This is a genomic window from Streptomyces sp. KL116D, from assembly GCF_030766975.1.
Taxonomy (GTDB): domain Bacteria; phylum Actinomycetota; class Actinomycetes; order Streptomycetales; family Streptomycetaceae; genus Streptomyces; species Streptomyces longispororuber_A.
Genome location: NZ_JASERH010000004.1, coordinates 76,931 through 100,980, shown reverse-complemented (window position 1 = coordinate 100,980; position 24,050 = coordinate 76,931). Strand labels below are relative to the sequence as shown.

At 72.5% G+C, this 24,050-nt stretch carries 18 protein-coding genes; 8 read left to right on the top strand and 10 right to left on the bottom strand.

What is annotated here, in order from left to right:
- Positions 1–47: 47 nt before the first annotated feature.
- From RBJ77_RS00930 to RBJ77_RS00910, 5 genes are all read right to left on the bottom strand, one after another.
- A complete protein-coding gene (locus RBJ77_RS00930) occupies positions 48–2,021 on the bottom strand; it encodes a right-handed parallel beta-helix repeat-containing protein (RefSeq protein ID WP_372343185.1) in 1,974 nt (657 codons plus the stop codon).
- Positions 2,022–2,058: 37 nt separating this feature from the next.
- Entirely contained in the window at positions 2,059–2,979 is a 921-nt protein-coding gene (locus tag RBJ77_RS00925; protein ID WP_372343184.1) for a carbohydrate ABC transporter permease, read from the bottom strand.
- Positions 2,980–2,987: 8 nt separating this feature from the next.
- Positions 2,988–3,914, bottom strand: a complete 927-nt coding sequence (locus RBJ77_RS00920; protein WP_372343183.1) for a carbohydrate ABC transporter permease — start codon at positions 3,912–3,914, stop codon at positions 2,988–2,990.
- Positions 3,893–5,137, bottom strand: coding sequence for an ABC transporter substrate-binding protein (locus RBJ77_RS00915; RefSeq protein WP_372343182.1), 1,245 nt, complete (start codon positions 5,135–5,137; stop codon positions 3,893–3,895). Before RBJ77_RS00915 ends, RBJ77_RS00920 begins: the two co-directional genes overlap by 22 nt.
- 245 nt (positions 5,138–5,382) lie before the next feature.
- Positions 5,383–6,660 (bottom strand): alpha-L-fucosidase, encoded by a 1,278-nt coding sequence (locus RBJ77_RS00910; RefSeq protein ID WP_372343181.1) that lies wholly within the window; start codon positions 6,658–6,660, stop codon positions 5,383–5,385.
- Positions 6,661–6,774: 114 nt separating this feature from the next.
- Between RBJ77_RS00910 and RBJ77_RS00905 the strand changes: the two genes are divergently transcribed.
- Positions 6,775–7,611 (top strand): ribonuclease activity regulator RraA, encoded by an 837-nt coding sequence (locus tag RBJ77_RS00905; protein ID WP_372343180.1) that lies wholly within the window; start codon positions 6,775–6,777, stop codon positions 7,609–7,611.
- Positions 7,612–7,614: 3 nt separating this feature from the next.
- On the opposite strand, the gene RBJ77_RS00900 is transcribed toward RBJ77_RS00905, so the two are convergent.
- The gene (locus RBJ77_RS00900; protein ID WP_372343179.1) at positions 7,615–9,972 is read right to left on the bottom strand and encodes an FdhF/YdeP family oxidoreductase; all 2,358 of its coding nucleotides are present in this window, start codon (positions 9,970–9,972) and stop codon (positions 7,615–7,617) included.
- 94 nt (positions 9,973–10,066) lie between these two features.
- The gene (locus RBJ77_RS00895; protein WP_372343178.1) at positions 10,067–12,049 is read right to left on the bottom strand and encodes an amino acid transporter; all 1,983 of its coding nucleotides are present in this window, start codon (positions 12,047–12,049) and stop codon (positions 10,067–10,069) included.
- 126 nt (positions 12,050–12,175) lie between these two features.
- Between RBJ77_RS00895 and RBJ77_RS00890 the strand changes: the two genes are divergently transcribed.
- The 6 genes from RBJ77_RS00890 to RBJ77_RS00865 all read left to right on the top strand — a co-directional run bounded on the left by RBJ77_RS00890 (position 12,176) and on the right by RBJ77_RS00865 (position 20,003).
- Positions 12,176–12,796, top strand: coding sequence for a YigZ family protein (locus RBJ77_RS00890; RefSeq protein WP_255981968.1), 621 nt, complete (start codon positions 12,176–12,178; stop codon positions 12,794–12,796).
- 71 nt (positions 12,797–12,867) lie between these two features.
- On the top strand, positions 12,868–12,963 hold the full coding sequence (locus RBJ77_RS00885; protein ID WP_372343177.1) for a putative leader peptide: 96 nt from the start codon (positions 12,868–12,870) through the stop codon (positions 12,961–12,963).
- 166 nt (positions 12,964–13,129) lie between these two features.
- The gene (locus RBJ77_RS00880) at positions 13,130–14,326 is read left to right on the top strand and encodes an SfnB family sulfur acquisition oxidoreductase (RefSeq protein WP_372343176.1); all 1,197 of its coding nucleotides are present in this window, start codon (positions 13,130–13,132) and stop codon (positions 14,324–14,326) included.
- A 25-nt stretch (positions 14,327–14,351) separates the two neighbouring features.
- Complete coding sequence (locus tag RBJ77_RS00875; RefSeq protein ID WP_372343175.1) at positions 14,352–15,497, top strand: LLM class flavin-dependent oxidoreductase; 1,146 nt, start codon at positions 14,352–14,354, stop codon at positions 15,495–15,497.
- A 109-nt stretch (positions 15,498–15,606) separates the two neighbouring features.
- Positions 15,607–16,770 (top strand): exonuclease SbcCD subunit D, encoded by a 1,164-nt coding sequence (locus tag RBJ77_RS00870; RefSeq protein WP_372343174.1) that lies wholly within the window; start codon positions 15,607–15,609, stop codon positions 16,768–16,770.
- Positions 16,767–20,003, top strand: coding sequence for an AAA family ATPase (locus tag RBJ77_RS00865; protein WP_372343173.1), 3,237 nt, complete (start codon positions 16,767–16,769; stop codon positions 20,001–20,003). Before RBJ77_RS00870 ends, RBJ77_RS00865 begins: the two co-directional genes overlap by 4 nt.
- Before the next feature lie 241 nt (positions 20,004–20,244).
- Here RBJ77_RS00865 and RBJ77_RS00860 read toward each other — a convergent pair whose 3' ends face one another.
- Positions 20,245–20,712 (bottom strand): Lrp/AsnC family transcriptional regulator, encoded by a 468-nt coding sequence (locus tag RBJ77_RS00860; protein ID WP_372343172.1) that lies wholly within the window; start codon positions 20,710–20,712, stop codon positions 20,245–20,247.
- A 190-nt stretch (positions 20,713–20,902) separates the two neighbouring features.
- Here RBJ77_RS00860 and RBJ77_RS00855 point away from each other — a divergent pair, with 190 nt between their 5' ends.
- On the top strand, positions 20,903–21,415 hold the full coding sequence (locus RBJ77_RS00855) for a rhodanese-like domain-containing protein (RefSeq protein WP_372343171.1): 513 nt from the start codon (positions 20,903–20,905) through the stop codon (positions 21,413–21,415).
- An 85-nt stretch (positions 21,416–21,500) separates the two neighbouring features.
- Here the strand turns inward: RBJ77_RS00855 and RBJ77_RS00850 are convergent, their stop codons facing one another.
- Positions 21,501–22,289, bottom strand: coding sequence for an ATP-grasp domain-containing protein (locus tag RBJ77_RS00850; protein ID WP_372343170.1), 789 nt, complete (start codon positions 22,287–22,289; stop codon positions 21,501–21,503).
- A 58-nt stretch (positions 22,290–22,347) separates the two neighbouring features.
- Positions 22,348–24,042 (bottom strand): DUF885 domain-containing protein, encoded by a 1,695-nt coding sequence (locus tag RBJ77_RS00845; RefSeq protein WP_372343169.1) that lies wholly within the window; start codon positions 24,040–24,042, stop codon positions 22,348–22,350.
- Between the last annotated feature and the right edge of the window lie 8 nt (positions 24,043–24,050).

Below are 24,050 nucleotides of genomic sequence, written 5' to 3'. Positions count from 1 at the left end.
TCCACTGTTTTGCAAGCGAGTTGCAGAGACGGTAGGAATCAGGGGAATTATCGGCGGGCGCCCGCCGTCCACTTCGGTGCGCCGTACTGGTACGCGCCCAGACTCGGCGTCGGGTCCGTCGAACCGTCGTTGATCCCCGGCAGCGGGATCGCCGCATTGCGCGCGGGAGATGCCGCGGTCAGCCGGAAGTCGTGGTTCGCGGCGTCGACGAAGAGCGGATCGGTCTCGGCGGGAAGGTTGTTCGACAGTACGAGACCACCGTCGGTGGCGCCGGTCAGGCCCCGGATCGTGCCGACGTTGTTGTAGATCTTCGTGCCGGTCGACGCGTTGGGCTCCTTCACGTAGAACAGCGTCATCCCACCGGTGTTGTTGGCGACGAGGTTGTCGTGCGAACCGGTGCCGAGCCCGTTGAGCATGACCGTGCCCTCGCGGTTGCCCCAGCCCACGTTGTTGTGGATCCGCAGATCGCTCTGGCCGTTGTCCGCGTAGACGCCCGAGATGCCGAACGTGCTCGACGTCGTCGTCGGCGCCGGGTCGTGCAGCACGTTGTGGTCGATCGACGAGCCCATCATGTACGCGCTGCAGCAGGTGTAGATCGCGGCGACGTCCAGGCTGAGCCGGGCGTACCCGGAGATGTCGTTGGAGGCGATCACGTCCTTGCCCGGCTCCAGGCCCTCCACGGTGTTCCACTGGAGGTTGATGCCGCTGCGCCCGACGCGGGAGATCGTGTTGTGCGTGACCGTCTGGCTGTTGCCCTGGACGGCGACGCCCGCCGCGTAGGTGCCCATGTAGTCGACGTCGTGGATCACGTTGTCGGTGGCCGTGTTGTTCTGGCCGCGCAGCGCGATGCCGTTGCCGGCGCTCAGCGACAGGTCACTGTTGACGACCTTGTTGTCCGTGCCGTCGATGACGAGGCCGGTGTCGGCGACGCCCCGCGTCACGGTCGACCCGCAGTCCGTCGCGCCCCGGGTGATGTCCGTGTAGTGCGACAGGTACTGGCCCTTGATGCCGTCGAGGGTGACGCCGGTGCTGGTCGGGCCGGTCTGGATCGTGGTGCCGAACAGGGCGAGGCCGGCGACCTTGGTGTGACTGGTCCTCGTCAGGTCGAAGCCGAGCGTGCGGCGCTTGGCCTCGATCGTGTGGGAGGCCGGGGAGTCGGTGCTGTACACGTACAGCCGCTTGGCTGCCGGGTCGTAGAACCACTCGCCGGGGTGGGCGAGTTCCCCGATCTTGCCGGAGAGCGCGTACCGGGTCTCCTTCGGCACGACCTTGTGCACGCACGGCGGCGCCACGTCGAGGGTCACCGAACCGGCGGCCGAGCTCTTCACCGTGCCGGTGGCCGAGACGTACCAGTAGCCGGTGAGGGCCCGCGCGCCGTCCCAGTAACCGGCCGGGCGGGTCAGGTCCGCGTCGGCGATCGTGGCGTCCGCGCTGCCCTCACCGGCGTACTGGAGCGAGGGGGCGAGAGGGTCGAGGCCGGGGTAGGGCCACTGGGCCTCCACGCCCATCTTCCGGTCGGTGAACACCTGCACGGTGCTCACGTCCGAGCCGAGGTCGACGTCCGTGCTGTAGACGTTCCCCGCCGCCACCGCCGTGCTGAACTGCGAGTCCTGCGCGAACGGGTCGGCCTTGGCGATCTCGGTGACGTCGGCGGCGGTGACCGGCCGGAAGCCGCCGAGTTTGGCGGTGCCGCTGACGGTCACGTCCGCGCCGGGCGCCGCGCGGTACGTGATCGGCAGCTCGGCGGTGCCGGACCGGGCGGGTACCACCGTCTCCTCGTAGCGGCCGGACACGATCTCGCAGGTGTCGCCCGGCACCATCACGTCCGCGCACTTCTGGATGTTCCGGAACGGGGCGGTGGCGTTCGTCCCCGCGTTGCCGTCGGCGCCGTACGGCCCGACGTAGTACGTCTTGCCCGCGCGGGACTTGTCCGGATGGGCGACGGCCGGGTGCCCGGCCGCGACCACCGCGAGGGAAGCGAGCAGGGCGGCTGCGCAGCGATGTCTCCATCTCCTGGTCACTCCGTGATCCTTTCTTCCGATCTGACGAGGTCGTGGTTCAGCCCTTCACGGCACCGACCGTGAGGCCGCTGATGATGTGGCGCTGCATGTAGATGAAGAAGATGACGACGGGCGCGACGGCGAGCAGCAGGTTGGGGAACACCTTCGTCAGGTCCGTCGAGTACTGGCTGATGCCGGCGTAGATCGCCGTCGTCACCGTGTAGTGCCCGGAGGACGGGCTGAGCAGGATCTGCGGGGACACGAAGTCGTTCCAGATCCCGATGGAGTTGAGGATGAGCACCGTGACGACCGCCGGACGCATCAGCGGGAAGATGATGGTCCAGAACGTCCGGTAGCGGCCCGCGCCGTCGATCGTCGCCGCGTGGTCGATGTCCACCGGGATCGTGCGGATGAACCCGACGAACAGGAAGATGCTCACCGGCAGCGTGGACGCCACGTCGTGCGCCACCAGACCGGTCACGGTGTTCGCCAGACCGATCTCGCGCAGCACGTAGATCACCGGGATGATCACGGCGGCGCCCGGGATGAACGTGCCGGCCAGGAAGTACAGCAGCACCAGCTGCGTACGCCGTTTGAGACTGCGCGCGATCGCGTACGCCGCCGGGCCCGCGAGCAGGATGCAGAACACGTCCACCAGCACGACGAGGAACAGCGTGAAGCCGTACCCGCCGATGACGTTGAACTGCGGACTGCTGATCGCCGCCGACATGTGGTCGAAGGTGAGCCCGCCCAGCGGGATCGAGAACGGGTTGTCGAGGATGTCCTGCTGCGACTTGAAGGCGTTCACGACGAGCAGGTAGATCGGCACGACCATGACGACGAACAGCACGCCGAGGAGCACCCAACGCACCGGGGAGCGCGCGTCCTCGCGGTCGGCGCGCACCGTGTCCTCGGTGGGCCCGGGCTTCCCGGGCGCCGTCTTCGGCCGGTCGTCGGCCGTTGCCTCCAGTACCACCACTGCGGCCCTCAACTCCCTGTCGCGGCTTGGTCTTGACGGTTGCGCAGCGCCGTCACGAGGAGGGCGAGCACGGCGGACACCACCATGAGGAACACGGCCTGCGCGGTCGCGTAGCCGACCTTGGTGCCCTCGAAGGACCGGGCGAGGATGAGGTACGTGAACGTCTGCGTCGAGCCGGCCGGACCACCGCCGGTGAGGCTGACCACGATGTCGTACGCCCGGATGAGCCCGACCAGGTTCAGTACCGTCGCCACGGTCACCACGGGCGCGATCATCGGGATCACGACCCGCAGGTTGATCTGGCGCTTGTTCGCGCCGTCGATCGCCGCGGCCTCAAGCAGCTCGGCCGGCACGGTCTGCAGGGCGGCCACGAACAGGACGACGTTGAAGCCGAAGCCCGCCCAGACGATCACCGCGATCAGTGAGACCAGCGCGAACTGCTCGTCGAAGAGGAAGCCCACCGGATCGATGCCGAACTTGGCGAGGGTGTTGTTGATCGCCCCGTTCGTACCGAGGATCGCCGCCCACAGATAGCCGAGGATCAGCGCGCTGATCACGTGCGGGAAGTAGGCGACGGCCCGGAAGAAGGAGTTCGAGCGCGACTTGGCCTTGAGCGCGAGCGCGTAGACGAGCCCCAGACCCACCATGAGCACCGTGCCCGCCACGGCGATCAGCGCCGTCACGTACCAGGCGTCCGTCGAGCTCGGGTCGTCGAAGAGGTGCTTGTAGTTGTCGAGCCCGATGAACGCCGCCGTGGAGAAGCCGTCCCAGTCGGTGAGGCTCAGGTACACGGCGACGACGACCGGCACGACCGTCATCACCGTGTACAGCAGGACGGCCGGGCCCATCATCCCGAGGGAGACCGCGGCCTGGCGCAACCGGGCCCGGTTCCGGCCGCGCCGCTGTGCCTCGGTCAGCCCTGCGAGTTCCACCACTTGTCCAATCCGTCGGCGACGGCCTTGGGCGACGCTCCGGAGTACAGGGACTGGACCTGCTTGTTGAGCTCGTCGCTGAACCCGGCGACCGGCTGGTTGGCACCGGACTTCACGATCACCGACGGCGCCTTGTCGAGGATCTTCTGCACCGACGTGCCGAGGCTCGACATCGGGTACGAGAAGCCCGTGCGCATGTTGCCGTCCGAGGCGAGCTGGCTCTTGATGGCGGCCGGATCGGTGGTCGCCCACTTCACGAAGTCGATGGCCTCGGCCTTGTGCGGCGACTTGTTCACCACGACGTACGGGTTGGAGATGTTGCCGAACTGGCCGGACGGGTACGCCCCGTCGGTCGGCATGGAGAACACCCCGATGTCGTCGCTCTTCTTCGCGGCGTCGGCGGCGGGGACGAAGAACGACCCCATCACGTACATCGCCGACTTGCCGTTCAGGAACGCCGTCTGGCCGTCCGCGTAGGTGACGCCGAGCGCGCTCTTGTCCAGGTAGCCCTTGTCGATCCAGCCCTTGTAGTCCTTGAGGTAGTCGACGTAGCCGCTGTCGGCGAAGGACGCCTTGCCGTCGTTGCGCTTGGCCGTCCACGTGGGGTCGGCGGTGAGCACGCCCGCGTCGGCCATCATCGAGAACTGGCCGCCGGTGACCCACTGGCCGGCCGTCTGCAGCGGCTTGAAGCCGGCGCTCTTCAACGCGCCCATGGCGGCGGTGAAGTCGTCCATGGTGCGGATCTTCGACGCGTCCAGGCCGGCCTTCTCGAAGGCCGCCTTGTTGTAGAAGACGAGCGACTGGATCTGCTCGCCCACGCCCACCATGTAGCGCTTGCCGTCGACGGCGTACTGGTCGGCCAGCGGTGTCTTGGCGGTCCAGGACTCGTCGGTCAGGTCGGCGAAGAGCGAGGCGGTGTCCGCGTTCGGCGTGATCTGCTGCACGACGTCCGGCGGGTCGCCCGCCGCCAGGTCCTGGCGCAGCTTGGCGTCGGCCGCGATGGTGCCGGTCAGCTCCAGCTTCACCGTCACACCCGGGTGGGCCTTCTCGTAGGTCGCGAAGAGGTCGTTCCAGTACTTCTCCGTCAGGTTCGGCGTGATGTTCACGATGACCCGGAGGGTCGTGCCCTCCGCGGCCTGGTCGGACCCGCCGCCACAGGCGACGGCCGGCGCCATCACCAGGGGAGCCACGGTGAGCCCGCAGGCACGGCGCCACATTGTTCTCATCGGACACGCTCCGTTGCGTAGTCGTGTTGCTCAGTCGTGAATAATCGATAGCTGATGTTCAGCCGTGTGGTTCTCGGTGGAGCAGCGGTGCGCGGGGGAAGTGAGGCGGAAGGGAGGCGGGGCTGGGCCCTCGCCTCGACGACTATCGTCTATCGATTGCTGATGCTAGGGCGGGCACTTCGCTTGTTCAAGAGTCGTGCAGCGACCAACCGCCTTACCGCGCACCGGTCTTCGGGCCGGGGCCGTCACTCGTCCTCTACCAGCTCCAGCTCGATCACCGGAAGCAGCACGTCGGGGCGGGCGATCGGCAGGTTCAGGGTGAGGGTGCCCGCGGGCTGTCCGGGCGGCGCCAGGTTGTTGTGCTCGTGCCGGGCGCCGTCCGTCTCCTGGAGACCGATCTCCGAACCGTCGTGCAGGAGTTGGGCGTAACGCACCCGTCCGGCCAGGCCCGGCAGGTGGAGGTGCTTGAGCGGCCAGGCCAGCAGGTGGAGATAGAGGTGCCGGCCGCGGCGGGTGTACAGCGCGTTGGCGGGCGCCTCGAACGCGGCCGGCCCCGCCCCGTGCACGGACCGTCCGTGCAGCTCGGTCCACTCACCGATGGCCCGCAGGGTCGCCCGGGCCCGCGGGTCGAGGGCTCCCCGGCCCGTGGGCCCGACGTTCAGGATGAGGTTGCCGCCGCAGGCGACGGACTGCACCAGCATCCGGACCAGCAGGGCCGGGTCCTTGTAGTCGTGGTTGTCGCGGTCGTACCCCCACGAGCCGTTGAGCGTGTGGCAGGCCTCCCAGCGGACCGGCACGCCGTCGCGCTCCAGCGGCCGGTCCGGCTGGTACTGCTCGGGGGTCACGTAGTCGCCCGGCACCCCCATCCGGTCGTTGACGAGAATGCCCGGCCGCAACTCCCGCACCAGGCTCATCAGTTGCTCGGCACCCCACGCCTCTGGCCCCTTCCCCGGATAGCTGAAGTCGAAGAAGAGCAGGTCGATCGGGCCGTAACCGGTGAGGAGCTCGCGCACCTGCCCCTCCATGTACGAGCGGTAGCGCGCCATGTCGCGGGGCTCCCGCTCCGCCGCGGTGCCGCGCAGCGGATGGTGCTCGTCGACCGTGAAGTCCGGGTGGTGCCAGTCCAGCAGCGAGTAGTACAGCCCGACCCGCAGCCCCTCGGCGCGCATCGCGTCGACGAACTCGCGCACCAGGTCACGGCCGGTCGCCCGCACCGACGTGTAGTCGGTGAGCGCCGAGTCGAAGAGACAGAAACCGTCGTGGTGCTTGGTGGTGAGCACCGCGTAGCGCATGCCCGACTCCCGCGCCGTGCGCGCCAGTTGCTTCGCGTCGAACAGGTCCGGGTCGAACCGGTGCAGATAACGGTCGTACTCCTGCTGCGACATGGCCTCCCGGCTGCGCACCCACTCGTGCCGGGCGGCCAGGCTGTACAGCCCGAAGTGCACGAACAGTCCGAAGCGTGCCGCCTCGAACCACCCCGTGGAACCGGGGAGTTGAGAGGCGTCGGGGGAAGCAGCGGCCACGGTGGATCTCCTGACGGACGCATTGACATCACTAATCGATTGACTGTTATCTACCATCGATAGGCGATGATGTCACTGGCGTTGCGTGCGACGAGCGCGCGGAGAGGCACGTGCATGCACCCGACTGGGGATCAGAAAGCGCCGTCGACGGGGGAGACCCGTGTCAACGGGACGGGGGAGGCCCGCCCCTACGGCTCGATGCGAGCCGCCGTCCACACCTCGACCTACGAACGCCCCACCGCGCGGATGGTGGAGGCCCTCCAGGGCGTCAGCGCGGCGACGGCCTGCGCGAAGCTGCACCAGATGGGCATCACACGGACGTTCATCGACGGCCCCGTACCGCTGCACAGGGAACCGGACGTCAAGATCACCGGCGGTGCGGTGACGCTGCAGTTCCTGCCGCAGCGCGAGGACGTGTTCAACGGCGCGGAGCAGGAGGACATCGAGCGCAAGACCCCGCTGTGGGGCGTCCTGGAGTCCATCGAGCCCGGCGACGTGCTCGTGGTCTCCGCCCACGGCAGCCACTTCACCGGCTGCCTCGGCGACATGCTGGTGCGCTACTTCAAGCTGCGCGGCGGCGCCGGGATCGTCGTCGACGGACGGGTCAGGGACGCGGCCCGCATCCGCGCGCTCGGCGTCCCCGTCTGGTGCACCGGCGTCACCCCGCACTACGCCTCGCAGACCGAGCTGTTCCCGTCCGCGTTCAACGTGCCGGTCGGGGTCGGCGGCTCCCTGGTGACCCCCGGCGACCTGATCGTCGCCGACGAGGACGGTGCCGTCGTCGTGCCCCAGCACAAGGCGGTCCCGCTCGCCGAGGACTCGCTGCTGCACCAGGACCGGGAGGCGTTCGCGCGCCGCCGCCTCGACGAGGGCGGACGCCTCTCCGACTACTACCCGCTCACCGGCGACGGCCTGACCGAGTACCTGGCGAGCCGGCCCGCCGCCACCTGAGCCCTACGGGGTGTGCGCCACCACCTCGACCGTCAGGTGCTTCATCAGCGGCTGGTCGCTCTGCGGACTGAAGTCCCCGATCGCGCACAGCGAGTTGAGCTCCGGCATGTAGCCGACGGCGCTGCCCCGCGGCACGTCGTACGTCACCGCGCGGTAGCCGCGCACCGTGCGGCGCGTGCCGTCCCTGGCGATCGAGGTGATGTCCACCGGATCGAGGTCGGCCAGGCCGCGGTCGCGCATGTCGGTGGCGTTGAGCAGGACGACGGTGCGCAGGTTGTGCAGGCCCCGGTAGCGGTCGTCGGACGAGTAGATCGTGGTGTTCCACTGGTCGTGGGAGCGGACCGTGGCGAGCGTCAGGAGGCCCTCGCCGGGGCTCGGGTCGGGCAGCGGCGCGAGCGAGAACTCGGCGCGGCCCGACGCCGTCCGGAAGACCCGCTCCCGGGCGGGCTGGCGCAGCCGGAAGCCGTGCGGGCCGCGCACCCGGCGGTTGAAGTCCTCGAAGCCGTCCAGGGCCCGCTGCATGGTGTCGCGGATCCGGTCGTAGTCCTCGACGTACCCCTCCCAGGGCGTCGCGCTGTCCGGGAGCGTGGCCCGCGCGATGCCCGCGATGATCGCGGGCTCGGAGCGCAGGTGCGGTGACGCGGGGCGCTTCATGCCGCGCGACAGGTGCACCATGCTCATCGAGTCCTCGACGCTGACCGACTGCGCCCCGCCGGCCTGCACGTCCTTCTCGGTGCGGCCCAGACACGGCAGGATGAGCGCCCGCCGCCCGTGCACCAGGTGCGAGCGGTTCAGCTTGGTGGACACCTGGACGGTCAACTCGCAGTTCCGCAGGGCCGCTTCGGTGTACTCGTGGTCGGGCGCGGCCCGCACGAAGTTGCCGCCCATGCCGACGAACACCGTCGCCCGGCCCTCGTGCATGGCCTGGATCCCGTGCACCGTGTCGAGGCCGGGAGCGCGCGGCGCCGTGATCCCGCAGACCTCGTCGAGACGGTCCAGGAACGCGTCCTTCGGCCGGTGGTCGATGCCGCAGGTGCGGTTGCCCTGCACGTTGCTGTGGCCGCGGATCGGGCAAGGGCCCGCGCCCTCGCGGCCGACGTTGCCGCGCAGCAGCAGGAGGTTGACGATCTCGCGCACGGTGTCGACGCCGTGCTCCTGCTGGGTGATGCCCAGGCACCAGGCGACGATCGTGCTGCTCGCCTCGGTGTACACGCGGGCCGCCCGCCGCATGTCGCGACGGGTCAGCCCCGAGGCCTGCTCCAGGTCCTCCCACGGGGTGGCCGCGCACAGGTCCCGGTAGGCGTCGAAGCCCTCGGTGAAGCGCTCCAGGAACTCCCGGTCGACCGCCTCCGGCTCGTGCTCGGCGCTCTCCAGGACCGCCTTGGCGACGCCGCGCAGGAACGCGAGGTCGCCGCCGATCCGGGGCTGCAGGTTCATGGTGCCGGTGGGCGTGGACCGGAACGTGGCCATCGCGGCGAACTCGTGCGGCACGATGGTCCGCCCGGCCGCCGCCTCCACCAGCGGATTGACGTGCACGATCTGTGCCCCGCGGCGGTAGGCGTGGGCCAGCGTCGTGATCATGCGGGGCACGTTCGACGCGGCGTTGACGCCCATCACGAACAGCGCGTCCGCCGTGTCGAGGTCGTTGAGGTCGACGGTGCCCTTGCCGGTGCCCAGGGACGCCGTCAGCGCCCGGCCGCTCGCCTCGTGGCACATGTTGGAGCAGTCCGGCAGGTTGTTGGTGCCGTACTCGCGGGCGAAGAGCTGGTACAGGAAGGTGGCCTCGTTGCTCAGCCGCCCCGACGTGTAGAACAGCGCCTCGTCGGGCGATCCCAGACCGCGCAGCACCTCGCCGATCAGAGCGAACGCGTCCGCCCAGGAGATCGGCAGGTACCGGTCGGTGTCCGGGTCGTACGACAGCGGTCCGACCAGCCGGCCCTGGTCCTCCAGGTCGAAGTCGGCCCAGGAGGACAGCTCGGTCACCGTGTGCGCGGCGAAGAAGTCCCGGTCGACCCGCTTGGGCGTCATCTCCCAGGTGGAGTGCTTGATGCCGTTCTCGCACAGGTCCAGGTGCAGCCCGTGCTGGTCGTCGGGCCAGGCGCAGCCCGGGCAGTCGAAGCCCCGGTCCGGGTGGTTCATCGTGACCATGAGCCGGGTGGCGTCCACCGGCTCCTTGGCCCGCGCGACGACCTTCGCCACGGACCTGGCGGCGCCCCAGCCCGCCGTCGGGTGGTGGTAGGGCCGGGCCGCGGGCTCACCGCCGGCCGGGCCGAAGCCGGTGGCCGGGGTGGCGCCGGAGGCGGCGTCGGGGGCGGGGTCCCGGGCCCGGTCGCCGGGCCGCTTGTCCGTGGGTGCGCTCATCGCGGAGCCATCGCCTTCGTCCGAGGAGTGGCTTATCCAGACGAACGTAACGGTTTGCCCGGACTGTCGCCGCCGCAGCGGGCTCCGGCGCAGGTCAGCCCACGTGGACCCGGGGCCTGCGGTCCGGGTCGGGCTCCGCGCGGCGCAGCACCTCGCGGGTGACCGGGGCGACCTCGCCGTCCCCGAAGACGAGGAAGCGCAGCAGGTGGCTGACCGGGTGGCCCTCGGTCCAGTTGAAGTACGCGTGCGGCACCTGCCCCGTACGGTCGCGCAGGTTCATCAGGACGGCGGCGACCGTGTTGGGGACGCCCGGCCCGTGCACCCGCAGCCGGTGCACCCCGTGCTTCTCGTCGCCGTGCACCACCAGGTCCTCCCGGAAGTCCGACGAGTCCTGGATGAACACCTCCAGGAAGACGACGGGACCGCCCTCCGGGATGTGGGTGTCCTCCCGCTGGCAGTACTCCTTGGCGCGGTACTCGGCGGTGCTGTGCTCCTGCGGCTCGTTCGCGATGATCCGCAGCGGACCCTGCGCGGCCGCCTCGTCGACGATGCGCCGTGCGGCGTCGTCGAACGTGACGGCGCCCGCGCGCAGTTCGAAGGCGCGGTGCACCCGCGAAGCGAACGACGACACCAGGATCGCCACGATGAAGATCAGGGCGATCTTGATGCCGTCCGGGCGCTCGACGACGTTCGTCACCAGCGTGTAGGCGAAGACGGCGGTGATCGCACCGAAGCCGACCGTGGACTTGCGGTGGCCGCGCCGGTGCACCGCGACCGTGGAGGCGAACGACGCCGACAGCATCAGGACCAGCACGCCCGTCGCGTACGCGCCGGACTGGTCGTCGACGTTCGCGTTGAACCAGAGCGTGATCGCGACCGCCGCCGCCATGAAGACCAGGACCAGCGGGCGCACCGCCCGCGTCCACTCCGGAGCCATGCCGTAGCGCGGCAGGTAGCGCGGGACCAGATTGAGCAGACCCGCCATCGCGGACGCTCCCGCGAACCACAGGATGGCGATGGTCGACACGTCGTAGACCGTGCCGAAGCCCTCGCCCAGGTAGGTGTGCGCCAGGTACGCCAGCGCGCGCCCGTTCGCCGAGCCGCCCGACTCGAACTCGTGCTGCGGGATCAGGATCGTCGTGGCCAGGCTCGAGAGCAGCAGGAAGCCGCTCATGATCAGCGCGGCCGTGGTGAGCAGCTTCCTGGTGTCCCGGATCCGGCCCGCCGGCTTCGCGTACGTGTCCGTGGAGTCGCCCCGCACCTGCGGCATCACGGCGACACCGGTCTCGAAGCCCGACATGCCGAGGGCCAGCTTCGGGAAGACGAGCAGCGCGACGCCGATCATCACGAACGGCGACGAGTGCTCGGCCGTCATCGCGTCCCACCAGTTGCCGATCTTGACCGGCTCGGTGAACACGTGGGCGGCGGCCGTGACGAGCACGACCACGTTCAGCGTCAGATACGCCGCCACCAGCACCACGGCGACCCGGATCGCCTCCTGGAACCCCTTCAGGAAGACCGCGCCGAGCGCCCCGAGCAGCACCAGCGTGATGTACGTGTTCGCGCCGTGCAGGGACGACGGCGCGAACGGGTTCTCCACGACGTGGGCCGCCGCGTCCGCCGCCGACAGCGTCATGGTGATCATGAAATCGGTGGCGGCGAAGCCGAGCAGCACCAGGACGAACAGCTTCCCCGCCCACCACGGCAGGAGCCGCTCCAGCATCGCGATGGACCCCTCGCCGTGCGGCGACTCCTTCGCGACCCTGCGGTACACCGGCAGCGCGCCCAGCAGGGTGAGCGCGATCAGGACCAGCGTCGCCAGCGGCGACAGCAGACCGGCGGCCAGGGCCGCGATGCCCGGCTGGTAGCCGAGCGTGGAGAAGTAGTCCACGCCCGTCAGACACATCACGCGCCACCACCGGTGACCCCGGTGCTCCGCCGGGACGTGCCCGTGCGGTCCCTGGTGGTGCGCACTCTGCTCGCTCAGGCCCTCCAGCAGCCAGGCGCGCCAGCGCGGCGAGGGCGCCGGTGCGGCGGCGGGCGGGGCGGCCGGGCTCTCGGCCGGGGTGCCGGTCATCAGCGTGCTTCCTGTCGGGTGACTCGCAGCGGGCGTGCCTGCGACGACGTGCGAGTATCCAGCACATCGTCACCTGTGCGTCGGGCGGGGGCCATCCCAGCACCGACCTGCGCATACGCTGGTCCGATGCAGGACGAGTACCGCACCCCGGCCCGCGAGGGCGTGCACGAGACCGAGATCAACCGCTCCCGGTTCCTGTGCGCGCTCGCACCCGCCGCGACCGAGGAGGAGGCCCAGGCCTTCGTCGCGCGCGTCCGCAAGGAGCACCCGACGGCCACGCACAACTGCTACGCGTACGTCATCGGGGCCGACGCGTCCGTGCAGAAGGCCAGCGACGACGGGGAGCCCGGCGGCACGGCCGGGGTACCGATGCTGCAGATGCTCACGCGCCGCGAGATCCGCTACGCCGTCGCCGTCGTGACCCGGTACTACGGCGGCGTGAAGCTCGGCGCCGGCGGCCTGATCCGGGCGTACGGCGGCGCGGTGGGGGAGGCGCTCGACGCGATCGGCACGGTGACGCGGCGCCGGTTCCGGATCGCCACGGTCACCGTCGACCACGCACGGGCCGGGAAGATGCAGAACGACCTGCGGGCCACCGGCCGCGATGTGCGGGACGTCCGCTACGGGGAGGCCGTCGCCATCGAGGTCGGGGTGCCCGAGGCGGACCTGGAGCGGTTCACGGCGTGGCTGGCGGACGTGTCGGCGGGCACCGCGGAGCTGGAACTGGGCGGCGAAGCCTACGGGTGAGCCCGGGCCCGTGACCCCGCCCCGGTGACCCGCCCTCGACGGACCGGCAGGGCGGCTGCTTGAATCGGCGCATGGACGCAGGGGACGCAGGGCGACAGGACCTCACGAGGCGGCGGCACGTCGACCTCGCGCGCGTCAGCAGCGCCGTCTGTCGCGCCACGCGCTGAGCCCCCCGAGGCTCCCCTTCCTCACCCCCGACTCCTCCCGCCCGTAAGGCGGTCGAGGCCCGTTCCGCCGCGGTCGGCGACCGCTTCCGTGACGTCCTCGTGGGGAAGGCCTCCCTTTCCGTCGCGCCGTCCGCGCGCCGTCCGCGTCTCGCCGAAGGGCCGTGCCATGAGCCGTGTCACCCCGTTCTCCCCGACCACCACCGAGACCGAAGTCCTCGCCGTCGTACGCCGGTTGGCGTCCCGGTTCGCCGCCGACGACGCCCGGCGCGACGCCGAGCGGATCCTGCCGCACGAGGAGATCCGCACCCTGGGCGAGGCGGGCCTGTTCACGCTGACCGTGCCGAAGGCGTACGACGGGCCCGAGGTGTCGACCCGGACGCTCGGCGAGGTGTTCACCGAACTGACCGCGGGGGACGCGAGCATCGGCCAGATCCCGCAGAACCACTACTTCTTCGTCAACGTCCTGGCCTCCGCCGGGACCCCGGCCCAACAGGCGTTCTTCTACGAGGAGATCCTCCGCGGCCGGCACTTCGGCAACGCCCTGTCCGAGCGCGGCTCGCGCACCGCCCGCGACTTCGAGATCGGCTTCGCCCGGCAGCCCGACGGCAGCCGCGTCGTGCACGGCACCAAGTACTACGCCACCGGCGCCGTGTTCGCCCACTGGATCCCCGTCTACGCCACCGACGAGGAGGGCAGGGTGCACGCGGCCTGGGTGCCCGCCGACGACCCCGGCGTCACCGTCGAGGACGACTGGAACGGCCTGGGCCAGCGCACCACCGCCAGCGGCACCGTCCGCTTCGAGCACGTCCGGGTGCCCGCCGAGCGGATCGTGCCCGTGTACACGATCTTCGAGAAGGACGAGGTGTTCGGCGCGTTCGGGCAGTACCTGCACGCCGCCATCGACACCGGGATCGCGGTCGCCGCGCTGCGCGACGGCAAGCGGCTCGTCCACGAACTGGCCCGCCCCCGCAAGGAAACCGGCCTGGAGCGGGCCGCCGACGAGGAGGCGCTGATCGACCTCTTCGGCGAACTCGCGCTGCGCGTGCGCACGGCGCGGGCACTGCTGCGGGAGGCCGGCGAGGCCGTGGACGCTGCCCGCGCGGGACTCACCACCCGCACGGCGGCGGAGGCGTCGGCCGCCGTCGCGGCGGCCCGCGCCCACTCCGACGAGGTCTCCCTCAAGGTCTCCAGCGGCATCTTCGAACTCATCGGCACCCGCGCCGCCGACCGCGCCCTCGGCCTGGACCGGCACTGGCGCAACGCCCGCACCCACACCCTGCACGACCCGCGCCGCCTCAAGCTCCGCTACCTCGGCGGCTGGGAGCTCAACGACACCCCACCGCCCGCCAACGGCCTCGTCTGACCGACACCGCGAAGGACTCCCCGCCATGCCCCTGACCTTCCACTGGTTCCTGCCCACGAACGGCGACAGCCGGCACGTCGTCGGCGGCGGCCACGGCGTCCCCACCGGCGCCGCCGGCGGCGACCGCCCCGCCTCGCTCGCCTACCTCGGCCAAGTCGCCCGCACCGCCGAACAGCTGGGCTTCGAAGGCGCGCTCACCCCCACCGGCGCCTGGTGCGAGGACGCCTGGCTGACCACCGCCATGCTGGTCGAACGGACGGAACGCCTGAAGTTCCTCGTCGCCTTCCGGCCCGGCCTCGTCGCCCCGGCGCTCGCCGCCCAGATGGCCGCCACGTACCAGCGCCACTCCGGCGGCCGGCTCCTGCTCAACGTCGTCACCGGCGGGGAGGACCCCGAGCAGCGCGCCTACGGCGACTTCCTCGACAAGGAGGCCCGCTACGCCCGCACCGACGAGTTCCTGCACATCACCCGCGCCCTGTGGCGCGGCGAGACCCTCGACTTCGACGGCGTCCACGAGCGGGTCGCCGGCGCCCGGCTGACCCGGCTGCCCGACCCGGTGCCGCCCGTCTACTTCGGCGGCTCGTCGAAGGCGGCCGGCCCGGTCGCCGCCCGACACAGTGACGTCTACCTCACCTGGGGCGAGCCGCCCGCGCAGGTCGCCGGGAAGATCGAGTGGATCCGTGCGCTGGCCGCCGCCGAGGGCCGGCAGGTGCGGTTCGGGATACGGCTGCACGTCATCGCCCGCGACACCGCCGACGAGGCGTGGGCGCAGGCCCGCCGCCTGCTGTCCGGCATCGACCCGAAGGTGATCGCCGACGTCCAGGCCGGGCTCGCCCGCTCGGGATCCGAGGGACAGCGGCGGATGCTCGCCCTGCACGGCGGCACCACCGACGGCCTGGAGATCCACCCCAACCTGTGGGCGGGCATCGGCCTCGTGCGCGGCGGCGCGGGCACCGCCCTCGTCGGCTCGCACGCCGAGGTCGCCGACCGGATCGCCGAGTACCACGCCCTCGGCATCGACGAGTTCGTGCTGTCCGGCTACCCGCACGTCGAGGAGGCGTACTGGTTCGGCGAGGGCGTCCTGCCGGTCCTCCAGGAGCGCGGACTGTGGCGCCGCCCGGCCGGCGCGGCGCAGGACCGGACACCGCCGGCGGTGCCGTTCGCCTCGTGACCCGGACCCCGTGGGGACACGGGTCCGGCGGGGGCGGACGTTGTGGCAGGTCCGGCCGGTTCGGGCGTTCCGGCCGTGATGTCCGACCCAGCGGTTAGCCTCGTGTGCCATGAGACTGCTGCACACGTCCGACTGGCATCTGGGGCGCGCGTTCCACCGCGTGAACATGCTCGACGCCCAGGCCGCCTTCATCGGCCACCTCGTCACCACCGCGCGCGAGCGCGCGGTGGACGCGGTGGTCGTGTCGGGGGACGTGTACGACCGGGCGGTCCCGCCGCTCGCCGCCGTGGAGCTGTACGACGACGCGCTGCACCGCCTCGCCGAGCTCGGCGTGCCCACGGTGATGATCTCCGGGAACCACGACTCGGCCCGCCGCCTCGGCGTCGGCGCCGGACTCATCGGCCGGGCAGGCATCCACCTGCGCACCGAGCCGGCCCGCAGCGGCGAGCCCGTGGTGCTGACCGATCCGCACGGGGACGTGGCGCTGTACGGGCTGCCCTACCTCGAACCGGCCCTGGTGAAGGACGAGCTCGGCGTCGCCAAGGCCGGACACGAGCAGGTCATCGGCGCGGCCATGGACCGGGTCCGCGCCGACCTCGCCGAGCGCCCGGCGGGCACCCGGTCCGTGGTCCTCGCCCACGCCTTCGTGACCGGCGGCGCCCCCAGCGACAGCGAGCGCGACATCACCGTGGGCGGCGTCGCCGCCGTCCCCGCGGGCGTCTTCGACGGCGTCGACTACGTCGCGCTCGGCCATCTGCACGGCAGCCAGGTCATCTCCGAGCGCGTCCGCTACTCCGGCTCGCCGCTGCCGTACTCCTTCTCCGAGACCGACCACCGCAAGAGCATGTGGCTGATCGACCTCGACGCCGAGGGGGCGGTGACCGCCGAGCGGATCGACTGCCCCGTGCCACGGCCCCTCGCCCGGATCCGCGGCGATCTCGACGACCTCATCGCCGACCCGGACCTCGCCGCGCACGAGGAGTCCTGGGTCGAGGCCACCCTCACCGACGCCGTCCGGCCCGACGACCCGATGGCCCGGCTCACCGACCGCTTCCCGCACACCCTCAGCCTGCTCTTCGAGCCGCGCAGGACCGAGACCGAGCCGGACGCCAGCTACGCGGAGCGCCTCAAGGGGCGCGATGACCACGAGATCGCGGAGGACTTCGTGACCCATGTCCGGGGCGCCGGGCCCGACGAGCACGAGCGGGCGGTGCTGCGCGCCGCCTTCGACGCCGTGCGCACCGACGACGTGGTGCGCGAGGTCGCCCGGTGAGGTTGCACACACTCCGGATCACCGCGTTCGGACCGTTCGGCGGGGCGCAGGAGATCGACTTCGACGCGCTGTCGTCCGAGGGACTCTTCCTGCTGCACGGCCCGACCGGCGCGGGCAAGACGTCCGTCCTCGACGCGGTCTGCTTCGCCCTGTACGGGACCGTGCCCGGCGCCCGCCAGTCCGGCGGCCAGGGCCAGCACCTGCGCAGCGACCACGCCGAGCCCGGCGTGCGCACCGAGGTCGTGCTCGACCTGACCGTCGCGGGCCGCCGCCTGGAGCTGACCCGGCAGCCGCCGTTCGCCCGTCCCAAGAAGCGCGGTTCCGGCACGACCACGGAGAAGGCCCAGAGCTGGCTGCGCGAGTACGACGCCGAGGCCGGGGCCTGGAAGGACCTCAGCCGCTCCCACCAGGAGATCGGCGAGGAGATCACCCAGCTGCTCGGCATGAGCAAGGACCAGTTCTGCCAGGTGGTGCTGTTGCCGCAGGGCGACTTCGCCCGGTTCCTGCGCGCCGACGCCGAGGCCCGCGGCAAGCTTCTCGGCCGGCTCTTCGACACCCGCCGGTTCGCCGCCGTCGAGCAGCGCCTCGCCGAGGACCGGCGGGCCGCGGAGAAGCAGGTGACCGCGGGGGACGCCGAGCTGCTCGCCGACGCGCACCGCATGCAGCAGGCTGCGGACGGCCTCGTCGAACTGCCGCCGGTCGACGCGTCGCCCGGCGACCCGGGACTCGCGGACGCCGTCCTCGGCTGGGCCGCGACCGCCCGCTCCACCGCCCGCGAACACTTCACGCACACCCATCTCGCCCTGGTCGCCGCCGAGTCGGCGCGCGTGGCGGCGCAGCGCGAGCTCGCCGAGGCGACGGAGACGCACCGGCTGCAGCGCCGGTACGCGCAGGCCCGGGCCCGCGCCACGGCTCTGGAGGAGGGCGCCGGGGAACACCGGGCGCTCCAGGAACGGATGGACCGGTCCAGGAAGGCCGAGACGGTCGCCCCCGCGCTCGCCCTGCGGGACGCGGCGGAGCGGGAGCACCGGGGGGCGCTGGGGGAGGAGCGCCGGACCCGGGGCGAACTGCGGGTCGAGTTGGGCGACGAAGCCGGTGCGGGTGTGACCGCGGGGAGCGGGGCGGACGGTGCCGGCGCGGGCACGACCGCCGGGAGCGGGGCGGACGGTGCCGGTGCGGCGACGGCGGGCTCACCCGAGGCGACGCTCTTCGGCGAGGTGCGCGCGGACGCCCCGGGCTTCGGTGCCGACGGCGCCGGCGGTGCCGCGGGCGACGCGGACACCGCAGGCGCATCCGTGCCGGAGGCACTCGCCGAGGCCGGACCGGGTGTCCTCGCGGACGCCGCGCGACGCACCGCCCAGGAACTCGGCGGCCTGGACGCGGCGCGCCGCGCCGAGCGGCGGCTCGCCGGACTCGCGCAGGAGCGCACCGGACTCGACCGGGAGGAGCGGGCCGACACCGACCTGCTCGACGAGGCCGAGCAGTGGCTCACCCAGTGGGACACCCGCCGCGCCGAGCTCCAGGCCCGCGTCGACGGCGCGCAGGACGCCACGACCCGCGCCGAGCACCTCGCCGGACAGCTGGAACCGGCACTCCGGCAGGCCCGCGCCGCCGTCGAGCGCGACCGCCTCGCGGCCCGCGCCGACGCAGCGGGCGCCGAGGCGCTGACCGCCCGCGAGGACGCGGCGCGCGCCCACGAGCACTGGCTCGGCCTGAAGGAGCAGCGGCTGCGCGGCATCGCCGCCGAACTCGCCGAGGGCCTCGTCGACGGCGCACCGTGCACCGTGTGCGGCGCCACCGAACACCCCGCGCCGCAGCGGAAGTCGGCCGGACACGTGGACCGAGCGGCCGAGGAGGCCGCGCTCGCCGCCCACCGCACCGCCGACGACCGGCGCACCAGGGCCGAGCGCGAGCTCGGTGCCGTACGGGAGGAGCTGGCGGCGGCACGGACCGCCGCCGGCGACGGGGAGGCGGGGCAACTCGCCGACGCGGCCCGCGCGTTGCAGGCGCGACACGCCGAGGCACGCGAGGAGGCGTCCACGCTGCACGCGGCCCGGGAGGCGTTCGCCCGCGCCGAGGGCGAGCACGAGCGCCGGCTCACCGCCCGCCAGGACGCGGCCACCCGAGCCGCCGCCCGAGCCTCGCTGCGCGAAGCCCTAGACCGTGAACAGACGGCGCTCGAAGGCGAGTTGGCGCACGCGCGGGGCGCCGCGGGCAGCGTCGAGGAGCGGGCGGCCCAGCTGGAGCGCAGGACCGCCCTGCTCACCGCCGCCGCCGACGCGGCCCGCGCCGTCGAGGACACCGCGCAGCGCCTCAAGGACGCGGACGCGCGACTCGCCGACGCCGCCTTCAGAGCCGGGTTCGACACGCCGGAGGCCGCGGCCGCCGCGCTGCTCGACGACGACGCGCACCGGCAGCTCCAGCACCGCCTGGACCAGCGGCAGTCCGAGGAGGCCGCGGTCCGGGCCGTGCTCGCCGAGGAGGACACCGCCGAGGCCGCCCGCGCACCCGAGGCCGACGTGGCCGCGGCCCACGCCGCCGCCGAGGCCGCCGACACGCGGGTGCGCCGGGCCGGTTCGGCGCGCGACGCGGCGTCCCGGCGCTGCACCGAACTCGACCGGCTCTCCCGCCGCGCCGCCACCGAGGCCCGCCGCCTGGGACCGCTGCGCACGACGTACAACCGGGTCGCCCGCCTCGCCGCCCTCGCGGCCGGCACCTCCGCCGACAACGAACGCAAGATGCGCCTGGAGTCGTACGTCCTCGCCGCCCGGCTGGAACAGGTGGCGGCAGCGGCGACCGCCCGGCTGCGCCGCATGTCCTCCGGGCGCTACACGCTGGTGCACTCCGACTCGCTCGCCGGGCGCGGCCGTTCGGGCCTCGGCCTGCACGTCGTCGACGCGTGGACGGGCCGCGAGCGGGACACGGCGACGCTCTCCGGCGGCGAGACGTTCTTCGCGTCGCTGGCCCTCGCCCTCGGCCTCGCGGACGTCGTCACCGACGAGGCGGGCGGCGTCCGGCTCGACACCCTCTTCATCGACGAGGGCTTCGGCAGCCTCGACGACCAGACCCTCGACGACGTCCTCGACGTCCTCGACGCCCTGCGCGAGCGGGACCGCAGCGTCGGCATCGTCAGCCACGTCGGCGACCTGCGCCGCCGCGTCCACGCCCAGCTGGAAGTCGTGAAGGGCCGGGAGGGCTCGGTGGTGCGGCAGCGGGTGACGGGGGACGGGTGAGGCGTGAGGGGCCCGGCGGCGGGGCACGCCGCGGGGTGCTCGACGCGCCGGCGCTGGTGACGGCCGACGCGGCGACACGGCGCGCGTGGGGGGAGCGCCACCGGGTCGGCCCGGACGGCCGGGCGACCGCCTGAACCGGGCGCCGGGGTGACCGGCGGACCCCGTGACCGGGTGCTCGACTCACCGGGCGACAGAGCGGCAGGGCGACCGGGAGTCTCTCGTGCCGTGTCAGTGCCCGATGTCAGTGCCCGATGGCCCGGCGCGGCAGCGGTGACGAGTACACGACGCTCGTCGTCACCGACCCCAGCGCGCCGATCTTGCCGGAGACCTCCTCCAGGTGTCCCATCGAGCGCGCCGCGACCTTGATCACGAAGCAGTCGTCGCCCGTGACGTGATGCGCCTCCAGGATCTCCGGCGTCACCTCGACGAGGTCGTGGAACGGCTTGTAGTTCCCGTTCGGGTAGCGCAGCCGGACGAACGCCAGGATCGGCATCCCCAGCCGCTCCGGCACGACGACCGCCGCGTACCCGGCGATCACCCCGGCCTCCTCCAGCCGGCGCACGCGCTCGGTGACGGCGCTCGCCGACATCGACACGGCCCGGGCCAGCTCGGCGTAGCTGGCCCGGCCCTCGCTCTGGAGGACCTCGAGGATGCGCCAGTCGGTGGCGTCCGGGACGTACGCGGCAGTGGGTGTGGAATCGGCGGTCATCGCAGATGAATAGCAGGGATTTCCCCGGCGGATCAAGAGGGATGCCGGGGATCGGCACTTCAGCGGAGTGATCGTGCGCCGTAGATTTCTGGTCAGGGGGAAGGAGACGCGACCGGCCAGGCCGCGGCCCCCGCCCCCCGCCACCCATGACCACCGACGACCGATCACCGACCCGACGGAGGAGACTGCGATGACCGCGACCGACACCACCCCCACCCCCGCCGCCCCCACGACCGCGACCGCGAATCCGGTGCTGCGGGTCGCCCCGGCCTCGCCCGCCGCCGCGGCCGCGTACTTCGGCGCGAGCCTCGCCTTCCACGCCGACGTCTCCGACGTCGCCGCCGCGCTCGCCGCCGACGGCGACCCCGGCTTCGTCCTCCTCGACTCCCGCTCCACCGAGTCCTGGGACCAGGGCCACGTCCCGGGCGCGGTCCACCTGCCGACCGCGCTCATCCCCGAGCAGGCCGAGCAGCTCCTCGACAAGTCGGTGCCCGTCGTCACGTACTGCTGGGGCCCCGGCTGCAACGGCGCCACCCGCGCCGCCCTCGCCCTCGCCCAACTCGGCTTCCAGGTCAAGGAGATGCTCGGCGGCTTCGAGTACTGGGCCCGTGAGGGCTTCGCGTACGAGACGTGGGAGGGTCCCGCGCGCAAGGACGCCGACCCGCTGACCGCGCCGATCGACGCCGACGACTGCGGCTGCTGACCCGGCCGGTCGCGATGGGGCTGCTGGCCCGGCCGATCGCGATGGGGCTGTTGCCCCGGCCGGACGCGGCTGGCGAACCGGCCGCTCAGCTCGCGCGCGACGCAGCGCGCAGGAACCGCACGTCCCGGTGGCCGACGGAGTCCACCGGCCGTGCCGCCCGCAGCACCACGTCGAGCGCGGCGTCCACGTCGCAGGCGTAATGCCCGCTCGCCCAGGCCGCGTTGGCCTCGATCACCGCGAACGTGCCGTCCGGCGTCAGGCGTCCCACGTCGACCACGATCGCGCTGGGCAGACCCGTGGCGGGCAGCCGCGCGGCGAACGCCAGCACCTCGTCGCGCGAGGCGTCGTCGTCGAGCGGAGCCACGTCGAGCGCGCCCCGGCGCCCGTACCGGCTCCCGGCGTGCACGGCGCCGTCCAGCAGGAACAGCCGGTACTCCACCTCGAACGCCACGATGTCGCTGACCAGCACCGGTGTGCCGTCGTCCACCGCGTCAGGCCTCGGCAGCCGGCTGCCGTCCGGGTAGACCCGCGCCGGGAAGCTCTTGTCGTTCGGCGGCTTCACGAACGCGGGCCGCCGCAGCCGCCGTGCCTGCGCGACCGTCGTCAACTCGACGTCCCGACCGGTGAGTTCACGGGGCAGCGCGGCCAGCCAGCCGGGCGCCGCCTCCAGCAGGCCGAGCCCGAGCTCCCCGGCCACCGCGTCCGCGAACTGCGGCCCCGCGTACAGCGCCGCACCCGGGTGCGCGCGCCAGGCGGCCGGCGTGCGCCGGTCCTGGAACGTCTCCACCCGCAGCCCCCGCCGACGGGCCGCGTCGGCGAGGGCCCGGCCGGTGGCCGTGTGGCGGGGCTGGAGGAAGAGCGTGCGTGCGGTCATGGAGCCATTGAATCCCCTCGGCGATCGACGGCCGAGGGGATTTCCCGGCGCCGCCCACCTACAGCTTGGACAGCTCGTCCACCAGGTCGTCGAGACCGAGCGACCCCTGCGACAGCGCCGCCATGTGCCACGCCTTCGCGTCGAAGGAATCGCCGTGCGCCGCCTGCGCGTTGGCCCGGCCCAGCAGCCACGCCCGCTCGCCCAGCTTGTAGCCGATCGCCTGGCCGGGGATCGACAGGTAGCGGGTCAGCTCGCTCTCCACGAAGTCCGCGGGACGGCTGCTGTGCGCGCCGAAGAACTCCTGCGCCAGGTCCGGCGTCCACCGCTCCCCGGGGTGGAACGGCGAGTCCGCCGGGATCTCCAGCTCCAGGTGCATGCCGATGTCGACGATGACGCGGGTGGCCCGCATCATCTGCGCGTCCAGGTACCCGATCCGGGTCTCCGCGTCGGTGAGGAAGCCGAGTTCGTCCATCAGCCGCTCCGCGTACAGCGCCCAGCCCTCCGCGTTCGCCGAGACCCCGCCGATCGTCGCCTGGTAGCGGGAGAGGTCACCGGCGACGTGCGCCCACTGCGCCAGCTGCAAGTGGTGACCGGGCACGCCCTCGTGGTACCAGGTGGACAGCAGGTCGTAGACGGGGAAGCGGGTCTGCCCCATCGTCGGCAGCCAGGTGCGGCCGGGGCGGGAGAAGTCCTCCGACGGCGGCGTGTAGTACGGCGCGGCCGCGCTGCCGGGCGGCGCGATGCACGACTCCACCTTCCGTACCCGGTCGGCGAGTTCGAAGTGGGTGCCGTCGAGCGCCTCGATGGCCTCGTCCATCACCTGCTGCAGCCACTGCCGGACCTCGTCGACGCCCTCGATGTGCCGGCCGTGCTCGTCGAGGTGCGCGAGCGCCACCCACGGCGTCGCGGCGCCGGGCAGGATCTTCTCCGCCTCCACCCGCATCTCGGCGAGCAGCCGGTGGAACTCGCTCCACCCGTACGCGTACGCCTCGTCGAGATCGAGGTCCGTGCCGTTGTAGTAGCGCGACCAGCGCGCGTACCGCTCGCGGCCCACGACGTCAGGGGCGCCCTCGATCGCGGGCGCGTACACGTCGCGCATCCAGTCGCGCAGGGCGACGACCGCGCCGTCCGCGGCGCGCGCCGCCGAGGTCAGCTCGTCGCGCAGCGCCTCGGGCCCGGCCGACGCGAAGTCCTCGAACCAGCCCCGCCCGTCACCCGCCCACTCGGTGAGCTGCCCGAGCACCGTCGCCGTCGGGCGGGGACCGCCGTACAGCTTCCGCTCGAGACCGAGGGCCAGCGTCTCGCGGTACCCCTCGAACGCCGCCGGTACCGCCCGCAGCCGCTCGGCGATCGCCGCCCAGTCCTCGTCGGTCTCGGCCGGGGTGACCGTGAACACCTCACGGACGTGGTGCACCGGCGAGCCCAGGTTGCCGACGGCGCGCAGCGGCTCCTCCGCGTCGTGCACGGCGAGTTCCGCCGTCAGCCGCTCGCGCAGCAGCCGGGCGCAGCGCCGCTCGGCGTCGCTGTCGGCACCCGGCAGCCGCTCCGCCTCGTCCAGGCGCGCCAGCGTCCGCCGCGCCAGGTCGGCGACGGCCGCGACACCGGCGGGCGAGAGGTCGGGCAGTTTGCTGTGTGCCTCGGGCACACCGAGGTACGTCCCGTGGACGGGGTCGAGGGCGACCAGGGCGTCGACGTACGCGTCGGCGACCTGCCGGGGCAGTTGAGCGTGAGGGATGGCTGACATGCGGTTCATCCTCGTAC

Coding starts and splice junctions, on each gene's coding strand:
- RBJ77_RS00900 (WP_372343179.1), bottom strand. CDS start 9,972: ATGAGCGCACCCACGGACAAGCGGCCCGGCGACCGGGCCCGGGACCCC.
- RBJ77_RS00905 (WP_372343180.1), top strand. CDS start 6,775: ATGCACCCGACTGGGGATCAGAAAGCGCCGTCGACGGGGGAGACCCGT.
- RBJ77_RS00860 (WP_372343172.1), bottom strand. CDS start 20,712: ATGACCGCCGATTCCACACCCACTGCCGCGTACGTCCCGGACGCCACC.
- RBJ77_RS00855 (WP_372343171.1), top strand. CDS start 20,903: ATGACCGCGACCGACACCACCCCCACCCCCGCCGCCCCCACGACCGCG.
- RBJ77_RS00885 (WP_372343177.1), top strand. CDS start 12,868: ATGGACGCAGGGGACGCAGGGCGACAGGACCTCACGAGGCGGCGGCAC.
- RBJ77_RS00870 (WP_372343174.1), top strand. CDS start 15,607: ATGAGACTGCTGCACACGTCCGACTGGCATCTGGGGCGCGCGTTCCAC.
- RBJ77_RS00850 (WP_372343170.1), bottom strand. CDS start 22,289: ATGACCGCACGCACGCTCTTCCTCCAGCCCCGCCACACGGCCACCGGC.
- RBJ77_RS00845 (WP_372343169.1), bottom strand. CDS start 24,042: ATGAACCGCATGTCAGCCATCCCTCACGCTCAACTGCCCCGGCAGGTC.
- RBJ77_RS00875 (WP_372343175.1), top strand. CDS start 14,352: ATGCCCCTGACCTTCCACTGGTTCCTGCCCACGAACGGCGACAGCCGG.
- RBJ77_RS00880 (WP_372343176.1), top strand. CDS start 13,130: ATGAGCCGTGTCACCCCGTTCTCCCCGACCACCACCGAGACCGAAGTC.
- RBJ77_RS00890 (WP_255981968.1), top strand. CDS start 12,176: ATGCAGGACGAGTACCGCACCCCGGCCCGCGAGGGCGTGCACGAGACC.
- RBJ77_RS00895 (WP_372343178.1), bottom strand. CDS start 12,049: ATGACCGGCACCCCGGCCGAGAGCCCGGCCGCCCCGCCCGCCGCCGCA.
- RBJ77_RS00915 (WP_372343182.1), bottom strand. CDS start 5,137: ATGAGAACAATGTGGCGCCGTGCCTGCGGGCTCACCGTGGCTCCCCTG.